This window comes from Nocardia sp. NPDC046763, from assembly GCF_040645495.1.
Taxonomy (GTDB): Bacteria; Actinomycetota; Actinomycetes; order Mycobacteriales; family Mycobacteriaceae; genus Nocardia.
This window is the reverse complement of sequence record NZ_JBEYYI010000003.1, coordinates 25,662-37,681: the sequence shown is the minus strand read 5'-3', so window position 1 is coordinate 37,681 and position 12,020 is coordinate 25,662. Positions and strand designations below refer to the sequence as shown.

Genomic DNA, 12,020 nt, shown 5'->3' with positions numbered 1-12,020 from the left:
GTCATGCGCGTGCTCGTCACCGGGCATCAGGGGTATCTGGGTACCGTCATGGTTCCGCTGCTACAGCAGGCCGGCCATGAGGTGACAGGGCTGGACAGCGGCCTTTTCGCGGACTGCGTGCTGGGCGAGGCACCACCCGCGCCGCCCGCCCTCGCGGTGGATCTGCGCGATGTGAGCGCCGATCAGCTCGCCGGTTTCGATGCCGTGGTGCATCTCGCGGCGTTGTCGAACGATCCGCTGGGCGCGCTGGCGCCCCAGATCACCTACGACATCAACCATCACGCCTCGGTCCGGCTGGCGGGGCTGGCCAAGGACGCCGGGGTGCGCCGATTCCTGTACGCGTCCACGTGTTCGGTGTACGGGGCGGCCGGGGACGGCCTGGTGACCGAGGACGCGCCGCTGCGTCCGCTCACCCCCTACGCCGAGTCGAAGGTCCGGGTCGAGGACGATGTGGCCGCCATCGCGGACTCCGGGTTCTCCCCCGTATTCCTGCGCAATGCCACGGCATTCGGGTTCTCGCCGCGCCTGCGCGCCGATATCGTGCTCAACAATCTGGTCGGGTACGCGGTGCTGACCGGTGAGGTGAAGGTGCTCTCGGACGGCACGCCGTGGCGGCCGCTGGTGCACGCGCAGGACATCGCGCGCGCTTTCGCCGCGTGTCTGGAGGCGCCCGACGAGGCCGTGCACTGCCGCGCCTACAACGTCGGCACCGAGGCCAATAATCTGACGGTCGCGCAGATCGCGCAGGCGGTGGTCGACGTGGTCCCGGAATCCACGCTGGTCATCACCGGCGAGAGTGGCGCGGACCCGCGCTCGTACCGGGTCGACTTCGGTTATGCCCGCAGGGAACTCGGCTTCGAAGCGGAGTGGAGCATTCCGGACGGCGCGGCCGAGCTGTATCGGGAGTACCTCGCGCGCGGGCTCACCGCCGGGGCCTTCTTCCAGCGTTTCACCCGCCTGGCGTGGCTGAAGTCGCTCAAGGAGACCGGGGTGCTGGACGACGAGCTGCGCCGGATCAGGACCGGGGTGTGAGGTGAAGGGCGGCGAGCAGCTCGAGCCACGAGCCCGCGCCCGCGTCCCGCTCCGACACCACGGTCACCGGCTGCGGCCAGGCGATGGCCAGGTCGGGATCGTCATAGGCGACCCCCAAGTCCTCGGTCGGGTCGTGTGGGCGGTCGATGCGGTAGCACACATCGGCCACCTCGGTGAGAGCCTGGAAGCCGTGCAGGAAGCCGGGCGGGACGTAGAGGTGCCGGAAGTCGGTGTCGTCCAGCAGAAATGCCTGGCGGCGGCCGAAAGTGGGCGAATCCGGGCGGATGTCGACGAGCACGTCGTGCACCGCGCCGTGCGCGCAGCGCACCAGCTTGGCCTCGCCGCGCCCGGAGCGGCCGTGCATACCGCGCACGACGCCCCGGTGCGAGCGCGACTGCGAGTCCTGCACGAAAGTCGCCGACACCCCCGGCGTGCCCAGGTGGGCGTCGAACTCCTCGGCGTCGAAGGTTCTGGTGAACAGGCCGCGATCGTCGCGGAACGGCTGCGGGATCAGGATCAGGACGTCGGCGAGGTCGGTCGATTCGATGCGCACCAGGTCATCGTGCCATGACCGGCGAACCGCGGTACGGGTGTCGCGGCTGCGGGCTGGGACCACTGGTCCGGGTGCTGGATCTCGGGAAAATGCCTGCGGCAGACGACTTTCCGAGTCTCGACTCGGCGGCCGGTACGGCCGAGGCAGCGCATCCGCTGGCCATGGACATGTGCGCCATGTGCGGGCTGGCGCAGCTGGCCGAGGACGACACCGTCACCGCTGAACCGCGTGGCGTGGAGCCGCAGGCGCTGCGGGATCAGGCGGCGGACGCGGTGGCCCGGGTGGCCGCGGCGGGCCTGCTGCCAGGCGGCGGGACGGTGCGGGAGTTCGGCAGCCCGCACGGCGGCAGCTGGCTGCCGCTGCTGACCGAGCTCGGGTACCGGGTCACCGATCGTCCCGCCGATGTGGTGATCGACTGCTTCGGCATCATGCACGAGCCCCATCAGCGGGTCGCCTTCGCGCAGCGCGCGGCGGCGACCGTGCCGGGCGGAGTGCTGCTGCTGCAGTTCCACTCCCTATCCGCCATCGTGCGGCAGGGGCAGTGGAATGCGTTGCGGCACGGGCATTTCGCCTACTACACGATGGCTTCGTTACAGGGCCTGCTGCACCCGGCCGGGCTGGTGGCGGTGACCGCGTGGGAGTTCCCGCTCTATGGCGGCACGGTGCTGGTGGCGGCGGTGCACGCGCCCGCCGCTCCCGACCCCGCCATCGTGCGGATCCGCGCCGCGGAGGCGGCGGTGGCGGACCCGGTGGTGGTGCGCGGGCTCCAGCGGGCCGCCGACCAGCAGGCGCAGGCCCTGCGCGCCTGGCTGGAGGCCGAAACCGCCTCCGGTAGAACCGTTTACGCGTACGGGGCGGCCTCGCGCGCGGTCGCGCTGCTGCATCTGGCGGGCGCGCATCGCGGCCTGCTGGCCGGGGTGGCCGACGCCTCCCCGGGAAAGCAGGGCCGCCGCATGCCCGGTACCGATATCCCGATCCTGTCTCCGGCGGAACTCGTTGCCGCCCAGCCGGATCGGGTTTTCCTGACTTTGCCCGATCTGTTGCCGGAGGTTTCGTACCGGTGGCCCGAGCTTCACGGGAAGTGGGTGACCGACGTGACCGAATCGCTATGAAAGCCAGCAGATCTCGCCCGGCACACGCATGAATCCGCCGGGCAAGCACCACGTCGGCCTGTGATCCCGATCATGCGATCGCGGCCACACGCAGGGTAATCGAGTGGGATAGTCTCAGCGTGGGGGTCGATCATCGACCGAGGGGACCGGGGACGTCGTCTCGCGTCCCGTAGCACTGGGGAATCATCAAACACGCGTAGGCAATACGCAGCAACACCTGATGAGGGAATGGGATTCATCATGCGCAACAACACGACTGCGCTCTCTCGCACCGCGACCGTCGCGGTAGCGGGCACCATCGGCCTGGTTCTGGGCAGCGGCGCCTCCACGGCCGCGGTCGACGCCACCAATTCGATCGTCGACCAGCAGGGTCGGACGGTCCAGGCCATCTCCGCCGATACCAAGATCGATTTCGTGCCGCCGCTGGACGGCAACCCGCTCACCAGGGAGTGGTTCCACAGCGGCAAGGCCTGTTTCAAGGTCGATGTCCCGACCGGCGACCCGTGGACCGGCCACATCACCCTCGGGTACCAGGTCGGCTACCCGGCCACACTGTCGGGCAAGCTGGAATTCCAGTACCAGACTCCCGGCCTGGAGCTGGAGATCGGCAATGACCCCAAAGCCGATGTCTTCAACCTGATTCCGACGCTGGGCGTGACCCTCGACGTCGGCTTCGGCCCGGGCATCCAGTCGGTGGATGCCGCCGGCGGCGATGTGTCCGGCACCGCGGGCTGCATCACCATGTCCGGCTTCCACGGCACCGTGTCCGGGGTGCTGGGCACCACCACCATCCGGCCGTTCGTGCGGCTGGTGAGCAGCGGCGGCGACACCGTTGTCGCCTACGGTCCGCTGTCGAGCATCTAGCGGTTATCAGCGCAGCAGGTCCGGGCGGCGCAGTGCGGTCGCGACCGTCCGGACCCGCACCCGCTCGGCGGCGGCGCGCGCCAGCCGCCAGTCGCCGCCGAGGACCGCGACGCGGCCGACGTACTGCGGGTACTCCGCGCCCAGGCGGTGATGGAAGCGCAGCATCTCGGTCAGCTTGCTGACCGTCGAGGTCTGGCTGCACAGGTTGAAACTCGAATTACGCCAGGCGGCAAGGATTTCCGGCATGCCGTAGAAGTCGCCGAAGGCGCACACGCGGGCGAAGAGGTCCACGTCCATCGGGAAGACCAGATCGCCGCGGAAGCCGCCCACCCGATCGAAGTCCTGGCGGCGGAAGATCGCCGCCGCGGTGGGGCCGAAGTCGGCGGGGCCGCGGTGCACGATGGTGCGCATGAGGGCGCGGGCGGTGCGGCGGCCCAGCAGGTTCGGCAGGCCCAGGTCGGTCTCCTCGACCGTGCCGTGCTCGTCGATGACCTGGAATTTGGACGAGCAGATGGCGATGCCATTGTCGCCCATGATCTCCAGCTGCTTGTCGAGAGAGCCGGGCAGCAGGATGTCGTCGGCGCAGACCACCTTCACGAAGCGGCCCGAGGTCAGCGAGACGGCCTTGTTCCAGTTCTCGCCGATGGGCAGGGTGTCCTCGTTGCGGTGTACGTGCACCCGCGGGTCGTCGAAGGATTTCGCGATGGCGCCGGTGTCGTCGGAGCTGGCATTGTCCAGGACGAGCACCTCGATGTCGGTGTCCTGGTCCAGAATCGAGCGCAGCGTCGTCTCCAGGGTGCGGCCGGAATTGTAGGCCGGGACGCACACCGAAAGGTTCTTCATCATTCCCCCTGAACTGGTTCGGCTGGTTCGCCGGGTGCGCCCTCACCTCCTGCCACGAGCCCGTACACCCGATCCAGACCCGCGCGGCCGGCGTCGATCTGTTCAACTGCCCTCTGCTGCAGCGTATCCCGCAGTTCTGGCGCGGACTCCCACAACTGGCGAATCGCACGTGACAGTTCGGCGTCGAGGTTGTCCACGTCCAAGTGCACGATGCGCAGACCGGCCCCGGCCGCGCCCGCGCCGAACATGTCGGCCAACCCATAGAATTTGTCGTCGTAGTACTCCGACGCCGTTACAGCCACGGCCGGAATGCCCTGGGAGAGTGCGAAAACCGCGAGGTGGTAGGCGCTCGTCACCAGCACCCGGCAGCGCGAGACCTGACGCGCCACGTCCTGCGCGGTGCCCGCGCGCCCGATGACGGGCCGGGTGCTCGCCGCGCCGGTGAGCAGCGGCAGCGTGTGCCGGCGGTCCTCGTCATCGTATTCGGAGATGATGAGCGGGGCCAGCGCGGTGTTCAGCTCGGCGGCCTCGCGGCGCACCACCACGCCGAGGGTGTCGCGGGCCGAGTCACTCACCTTGGAATAGTCCGATATACGCAGGCACAGGCCAAGATCTGTGCCGATGCCGGGCCGCCGCAGGCGATAGGCGAACTCCACCGCGTCGTCGCCGGTGACCACGATTTTCTCGGCGGCGACGCCGAGTTCGGCCAGCAGCTCGGGGCCGCGCCGACCCTCGCGCAGGGCGATGAGGTCGGCGCCCGGCAGCACCTCGGCGGCGCGGCGCAGCAGGTGCGCGTTACGCATCGGTCCCAGGCCCTGGCCGATCATGACATTCGGAATGCCTTGACGCTGGGCGGCTTCCAGCAGATTGAGGGTGCGATGAGCCTGGTAGAGATCGACATCGGTCATATAGCCGCCGCCCTGGGCGATGACCAGGTCCGCGTCGACGAGGGCGGCGGGCACCGGCGGCAGGTCGGGCATGCCGGCGGGTTCGGGTTCCCGCCCGCCCGTGGTGAGCACGTGGACCTCCTTGCGAGCCCAGTTCTTGGCCCCGCGCAGATAGTGCTTGGGCACCTCGGTGGCGGAGCGCCAGCGCATGGCGGCGGGGCCGAGCAGGTGGACCCCGGCCGCCCCCTCCAGCCGACCCGCGAGACCGCTCCTGCCCCAGTGCCCGCCGGTGTGGGCCGGCACGGGTTCCGCCTGCGGCAGGACGCCGCGCAGAACGTGGGGTTCGTCGGTGAGCATGCCGATGCGGGCGTGCGGCCAGCGTTCCCGTAGGCGTTCGACGGTCATCACCATCATGGCGATGTCGCCGCGATTGCGTAACCAGTACTCGCCATTGTCGACGAGCACCCTTATCTTCCCGGCACCATCCCCCGCGCCAGAGTTCCCCACGCTCGATTCCTTCCGACGCCCGCTCCGAGCACGAATCCGCAGCGAATCTATCGCACGTCCAGTGCTTCGCGCTATACGCAGCGGGGGTCCCAGAGTGCGAAGACGTTCCAGTTGCACGATCATCGGCGCGGGCGAACCGACCGGTCAGCTGGGGAACAGGGGGCTCACCAGATTGCTGCACAGCCACTTGCCGTCCACGTAGTCCATGGACAGGGTGATCTTCTGGTGGTTGGTGGTGTCGGCCTTGCCCTGGGTGGAGTTGATCTGGGTGACGTCGACGGCCAGATCGTAATGAGTGTTGCTGCCCGAGGTCACCGTGCAGGCCGCGTCGGCGGCGCGGGTGTGCTCGGAATCCGACTCCAGCAGCACGCGGATGGTCGGCAGTAGCGTCTCGGCCTCGGATTTCCAGGTGCCGGTCGCGCCCGCGATGACCTTGGACTGCCAGTCGTCGCCGTTACTGTAGTCGTAGGTGGTCATGAGTTCGGCGTAGTCGCAGGCGGCCTTGGTGGCCGCGGCCTGGGAGGCGTCGCCGGCTACCGGCGGCTGGGAGCTGGAGCGGCCGCCTCCGTTACCGAAATGGATTGCGCCCGTACCGAATCCGACGCCCAATCCACCGGCGAGCAGGAGGGCGGCCAGGAAGGCGCCGAGGAGGACCTTGCGGACGCGGCGGCGCGGCGAGGCGGGCGGAGCAGGGGTGGCGTCGACGGGACGCGGGTCGCTGCCGGCCGGGCCGTGGTACTGCAGCGGCGGCGCGGTGAGCGGGACCTGCTGAGGCGTGATCTGGGTCTGCGGCGCCGCGAACCGTGGACGCTGCGCATTGAGCTGGGTCGGCAGCTCACGGTGCGGGACCGGCGCGGGCTGGGTGGGCATGCTGGGTTCGGTGGTCGCGCCGGTGAACTTGCTCGGGTCGAAGCCCATCCGGGACTGCGCCGCAGCGGGATTCGGCGGCAGGCTGCCTTGTTCGGCGGGTCCATCCTGGCGGAACCCGGGCCCCCAGGGGCCCGCGGTGGCGGTGAGAGCCTGCTCGGCGGCCGTGGCCAGTTCCCCGCAACTGCCGAAGCGCTGGTCCCGGTTCTTGGCCAGCGCCCGGTCGATGACGGCGTCGAAGGCGGCGGGAACGCCGGAGTGCACCAGGCTCGGCCGGGGAATCTCGGCGCCGAGGTGGGCCGCCACCAGCTGTGCCGTGCTCTCGCCCGGATACGGCAGCCGACCCGTGAGCATGTGGAACAGCGTGCAGCCCAGGGCGTAGACGTCCGCCCGATGGTCGGTGTCGCTGCGCAGTTCGAACTGTTCGGGTGCGGCGTACTGGAAGCTGGCGTACATTTCGCCGGTCCGGGTCAACCCGCTGGTGTGGTCGACGGCCTTCGCAATGCCGAAGTCCGCCAGGTACACCCGTTGATCCGGGCCCCAGGCCAGTAGGATATTGGCCGGTTTCACATCCCGGTGCAGCACGCCGGCGCGGTGCGCGTGGTCCAGTGCCCGCGCGGTCTCCCCGATGATGCGCACCGCGTGGTCGGGCCGAATCGGGCCCTCCCGCAGGATCGCCGACACATCGGTGCCCTCGACGTACTGCATGGCCATCCAGAGGCGGTGGTCGTCGTTGCCCCGCGCGTACACCGCGACGATGTTCGGATGCGACAGCCGCGCAGCGGTATCGGCCTCCCGGAGGAAGCGCGCCCGTACCTCAGGATCGTCGGCCTTGCCGGAAGCCAAGAGCTTCAAGGCCACCGAGCGTGGCAGATCCCGGTCCTGCGCGAGATAGACCTCCCCCATCCCGCCCACCCCGAGCAGCCGTTCAACGGTGTACCCCGCGAAAACCTGCCCCTGCACGAGTGTCCGCCCCACAGCCTGCCTACCTCCGACCACATCGTGCCCGCCGATCACCGTAACCCAGATCCGGCAGCGCGGCGTCGGCGTTAATCGCCGGGCTCGACCTGGAATCGGAAATCGGTGATCTGGCCGGAGTCATCGCAGCGCAGCTTGCGCAGCCGAACCGGCGCGGTCCCTTCGAACAGTCGCACTCCACGACCGAGCAGAACCGGCACGAGGTGCATGACGATCTCGTCCACGAGCCCGGATTCGAGGCATTGCCGGGCCAGATTCGCGCCGAAAATCCCGACGTCGCCCTCCCCCGCGGCGGCTTTCGCCGTGGCGACCGCCTCCGCGATACCGCAGGACAGGAAGGTGATATCGGGATCGTACGGCGCCTCCCCGGGCCGATGGGTCAGCACGAATATCGGCCCGGACCACATGCCGCCGTACAGTTTCCGATCGCCGGTCCCGGGCCTGTTGCCCAGGTCGTATCCGCGTCGCCCGGACAAGACGGCCCCGGTCCGCCGCATCGCCTCCACCCCGAGCGGGCCCGCGGCCCCGTGCCCGAACATCCACTCGGTGGAGTCGTCCTCCGGTGCGATGAACCCGTCCACTGACATCGTGACGTGCCACAGAACCTGCGTCATGGGAGTGGAGACGGGTCGGGAGGCGCAAACTCATCGACGGCGGCGGGGACTATCGGCACGGGAGCATGCGGTCCGCGGGCCGCAGCGCCCAGGACGCGAGGACCAGTGCCCACGATGCCGGCGGTGACGGTCAGATGCATGCCGGCGGTGCCGTAGTCGCGCTCGACCAGGTGCGAGATGAAGGCTCCGGTCATGTTGAAGAACATTCCGGCATAGGCCCATTCCTTCGGTCGCGAGAAGCCGGGAACCAGAATCGCGGTGCTGCCCAGCAGTTTCCATCGAGATGCACTCTTCGGTGTCATCTCCTCGACCATCGGCACGCGGGAAATGTGACAGCACCCGGGCGGGAGTGTTCTTACGACAGGTCGGAGAAGCGCACGGTGTGGGCGACGGCGGTTACCTGCAGGCCGTCGGCGCTCGGCTGGATGGACGTCAGCTGGGCGCCGAGCGGCAGCCGCTGCAATGGCACGGTGAAGGTGAGATTTCGTTGCAGCAGGGCCAGCGGAATCGTCGGGCCACCGGCTGCGGCCTGGACCGAGAACGGAGTTACCACGATGCCGTCCTCGGTCGGCGCGACAGTGACGACCACCGTCGCGGGCACCGAAAGACCCTCCGCCGAAAACGTTCCCGTAACGCGCAGTCCGTCCGGAGCATAGGAGATCGACTCCACCCCCTCCGGGGCAAAAGCCTGCACGGTGTCGTACGGAACCAGAGCTGTCGCGGTCGCCCGCGCGGCAACCAGATTCGAGGTACGGCCGTGCACCACATCACTCAGCGGCGCAGATACATCGGTCAGGCCGACATCGAGATCGTGAACAGAAATCTGCTGTCCACTCCAGTCGCCGACCCTGATATCGATGTCATGAAAACTGCCGTCGAAAGCCTGCGTCAGGAACGGGAAGCCACCGATCTCCACGCGCGGCTGCTGTGGAAGGTTGTACCCGGTGGCAATCCGGCGCCCGATCTCGTTCTGCGCCACCACGACCCCGACCCGGTCGCCCACGACCACCGCAATCGCGAGCACAACCACCAACATCAACAACGCACGCATACACTCACCCGCTCAGCCATCCCACCATCATGCTGTCGATCGCGACCATCCGCCGCCTCCGACCCGCCACCGGGTCCGGCATAGGGCGACGACCAGTTATTTCCTCGTGAGGCGTTGGGCAAGCCATGACTCTGCGTTGCGGAGAGCGGCGGTGGCCATGCCGGTCGGGCGGGAGGTGAAGGCGTGCGTGGACTCGGGGTAGACGCGGATGTCCACATCGTTTCCCGCTGCAGCGAGACGGGCTGCCATAACCAGGTTGTCTTCGAGGAGGAGATCGAGAGAGCCGACCATCAGTAGCGTGGGTGGCAGACCGGTGAGATTGCCGTAGAGCGGCGATATGTCCGGATTGGTTCGGTCGGAGATGTGGCCGGCGTAGGCCTGGATGAAGTACTCGTCGGCGTAGAGCTTGCCGCCGGGAGATTGCCCGCTGAGGTCGTAGGCGCCGAACTGCAGGACGGCACCGGCGAACCGATCGGCCAGGCCTCGGTCGCGCAGTCGCAGCAGGGTGGTCATGACCAGAGTGGATCCCGCGGATGCGCCGCCGATCGCCAGATCCGTTGTCCCGAACAATGATTCCGCCTGATCCAGGAGCCAGAGCGCGGCGGTTTCGCAGTCGTCGGGGGCGGCGGGCCAGGGATGCTCCGGCGCCAGGCGGTAGTCGACGCTCACCACTGCTACCCCGAGGGCGTCGGCGAGGCGAGCATTGCGTTCATCCCCGCCTGCCGCCGAGCCGAGATAGAAGCCACCGGCGTGGATGTCGAGACAGGCGGCTCGGATCTCGGTTTCCCGAGGGACCGTGATCCGCACCGGGACTCGACGACCTCCTGTTTCGGCGATGTGCTCGGTAGCCCTGGTACTCACGTGCGGCAGGGACATGGCCTGTCTGTCCCGCACCTGCCGGAGCTCCTCGAACGTGGCCGGGCCGGCGACAGGTTTCGACGCCGCGTTGAGCTGTCGGCTTTCCGCGATGTGAATGCCGAGTTCCTCATCGATCAGCCGCGTGAGTCCGATCTCCACGTTCCTCCTGTTCACAGCCGTGTACCGGGTGAATGTCAGCGGCACATCGCCGCACCCGAACACCCTCGCATCGATCATGAAGATGCAATCAGGCCATGCACCGGACATCAAACAACCGATCCACCTGCCGCCCACAACGTTTGGTTGTGCGCCGCACCGAATGCGGCCCTACCGCGGTTGCTGGAAGCCGCCGATCTTCTCTTCGAGCAGTTCGGCCAGCCGCAGTGGGGTGCGGTCCTCGTACATCGGGCCGATGAGCTGAACGCCCACCGGCAGCCCCTCGGGCGAGAGTCCCGTCGGGATGGCGGTGGCGGGCAGGCCGGGCATGGTTGCCACCCCGGCCCAGACGAGCTGGTCGCCGAATGGGTGTGCGACGCCGTCGATGTCGATGTGCCGTTCGCGCAGGTCGGCGTTGTGGTCGTGCGGGAACGCGGGAGTCGGCGTGATCGGACACACGACGACATCGAACTCGCCGAAGAGCTGCCGCCAGCTCTGGCGGTGGAATTCGCGGCGGGTGTTCGCCTCGATCCAGTCGCGGTGGCTGAACACGGCGCCCCGTACCCAGGCCACCTCGGAACCCTGTGCGTCCGCGGGCAGTCCGGCGGCGACGGTCCGCACCTGCTCGTATTGCTCTGCCGGCATGCGTGCCGCGAGGTTCGAAACCAGCAGCTGCGTATAGAGGGTCGCGGCTTCGGTGAGATCGGGCAGCAGCGGACTGTGCCGTTCGACGCGAGCGCCCTCGGCGATGAGCGCGTCGGCGACTCGGTTCAGCCCGGCCCGCACGGCCGAGCCGGTCGGAATCGCCGGGTGCTCGTCGATGATCAGGACGCGGAAGTCCGACAGCTTCTCGTGGCGGGCGGCCGGCAGAGCCAATTCGTATGCGACACCGAGGGTCAGCGGGTCCGGTCCGGCCATGACGTCGAGCAGCAGCGAGAGGTCACGTGCGGTGCGCGCCATCGGACCGACCACGGCGAGATCGCCTTCAGCGGGCAGCGCCGCAGCAGGCGGCGGGAGCATCCCGCGAGTCGCCGCCAGTCCGAGCGTCGGCTTGTGCGCGTACACGCCGCAGAAATGCGCGGGAGCACGCAGCGAACCACCGATATCGGACCCGATGGACAGCGCGCCGAACCCGGCAGCCAGTGCCGCCGCCGACCCACCGGAAGAACCACCCGGCGAACGCCCGAGATCCCACGGATTGTTGGTGGTGCCGTAGATCTCGTTGAAGCTCTGCAGATCCTGCAACATGAACGGCACATTGGTCTTACCGAGCATCACCGCACCGGCAGCCTCGAGCCGCGACACCTGCACCGCGTCCTCGGCCGGCAGATAATCCCGGAACGCGGGCATACCCCACGTCGTGGGCAGTCCGACCATGTTGTAGGACTCTTTGACCGTCACCGGAATCCCGAGCAGCGGCCGATCCTCCCCGCGCGCCCGCGCCTCATCGGCCCGGCGCGCAGCGGCACGTGCCCGATCGAAGTCCGGCACACAGACCGCATTGATCGCCTTGTCATCCTGCTCGATCCGCGCGATAGCCTCCTCGGTCAATTCGACCGAGGTAACCTCACCGCCCCGCATCGCCGTCGAAAGCTCTTCCGCCGGACGAAAACTCCACTCCATATGCTCGACCTTACCGACGCATGGCGGGGCGACCGACCCATAAACGCCACCCACGATCCGTGGAATCTCCGCCTC

12 protein-coding genes are annotated in these 12,020 nt (G+C 68.4%); 3 read left to right on the top strand and 9 right to left on the bottom strand.

All coding sequences use genetic code 11. The features are described 5' to 3' along the window. Positions 1-3 precede the first annotated feature (3 nt). On the top strand, positions 4-1,032 hold the full coding sequence (locus ABZ909_RS05220) for an SDR family oxidoreductase (RefSeq protein WP_356996366.1): 1,029 nt from the start codon (positions 4-6) through the stop codon (positions 1,030-1,032). Here the strand turns inward: ABZ909_RS05220 and rfbC are convergent. After that, on the bottom strand, positions 1,016-1,585 hold the full coding sequence (gene rfbC / locus ABZ909_RS05215) for a dTDP-4-dehydrorhamnose 3,5-epimerase (protein WP_356996365.1): 570 nt from the start codon (positions 1,583-1,585) through the stop codon (positions 1,016-1,018). The genes ABZ909_RS05220 and rfbC overlap by 17 nt on opposite strands. 14 nt (positions 1,586-1,599) lie before the next feature. On the opposite strand from rfbC, the gene ABZ909_RS05210 reads away from it, so the two are divergent. Then, a complete protein-coding gene (locus ABZ909_RS05210; protein ID WP_356996364.1) occupies positions 1,600-2,697 on the top strand; it encodes a methyltransferase domain-containing protein in 1,098 nt (365 codons plus the stop codon). A gap of 240 nt (positions 2,698-2,937) precedes the next feature. Then, a complete protein-coding gene (locus ABZ909_RS05205) occupies positions 2,938-3,561 on the top strand; it encodes an MspA family porin (protein WP_356996363.1) in 624 nt (207 codons plus the stop codon). Between the two features lie 6 nt (positions 3,562-3,567). Here the strand turns inward: ABZ909_RS05205 and ABZ909_RS05200 are convergent, their stop codons facing one another. The 8 genes from ABZ909_RS05200 to ABZ909_RS05165 all read right to left on the bottom strand — a co-directional run bounded on the left by ABZ909_RS05200 (position 3,568) and on the right by ABZ909_RS05165 (position 11,945). Beyond that, on the bottom strand, positions 3,568-4,407 hold the full coding sequence (locus ABZ909_RS05200; RefSeq protein WP_356996362.1) for a glycosyltransferase: 840 nt from the start codon (positions 4,405-4,407) through the stop codon (positions 3,568-3,570). After that, positions 4,404-5,798, bottom strand: a complete 1,395-nt coding sequence (locus tag ABZ909_RS05195; protein WP_356996361.1) for a polysaccharide pyruvyl transferase family protein — start codon at positions 5,796-5,798, stop codon at positions 4,404-4,406. The genes ABZ909_RS05200 and ABZ909_RS05195 overlap by 4 nt, the downstream gene beginning before the upstream one ends. Positions 5,799-5,942: 144 nt before the next feature. Next, positions 5,943-7,643, bottom strand: coding sequence for a protein kinase (locus ABZ909_RS05190; protein WP_356996360.1), 1,701 nt, complete (start codon positions 7,641-7,643; stop codon positions 5,943-5,945). Positions 7,644-7,714: 71 nt separating this feature from the next. After that, positions 7,715-8,257, bottom strand: a complete 543-nt coding sequence (locus ABZ909_RS05185; RefSeq protein WP_356996359.1) for a dihydrofolate reductase family protein — start codon at positions 8,255-8,257, stop codon at positions 7,715-7,717. Beyond that, entirely contained in the window at positions 8,254-8,559 is a 306-nt protein-coding gene (locus ABZ909_RS05180) for a DoxX family protein (protein ID WP_356996358.1), read from the bottom strand. The genes ABZ909_RS05185 and ABZ909_RS05180 overlap by 4 nt, the downstream gene beginning before the upstream one ends. Before the next feature lie 53 nt (positions 8,560-8,612). Next, a complete protein-coding gene (locus tag ABZ909_RS05175; protein WP_356996357.1) occupies positions 8,613-9,308 on the bottom strand; it encodes a DUF2993 domain-containing protein in 696 nt (231 codons plus the stop codon). 96 nt (positions 9,309-9,404) lie between these two features. Further along, entirely contained in the window at positions 9,405-10,325 is a 921-nt protein-coding gene (locus ABZ909_RS05170; protein WP_356996356.1) for an alpha/beta hydrolase, read from the bottom strand. Between the two features lie 168 nt (positions 10,326-10,493). Beyond that, on the bottom strand, positions 10,494-11,945 hold the full coding sequence (locus ABZ909_RS05165) for an amidase (RefSeq protein ID WP_356996355.1): 1,452 nt from the start codon (positions 11,943-11,945) through the stop codon (positions 10,494-10,496). Positions 11,946-12,020 lie beyond the last annotated feature (75 nt).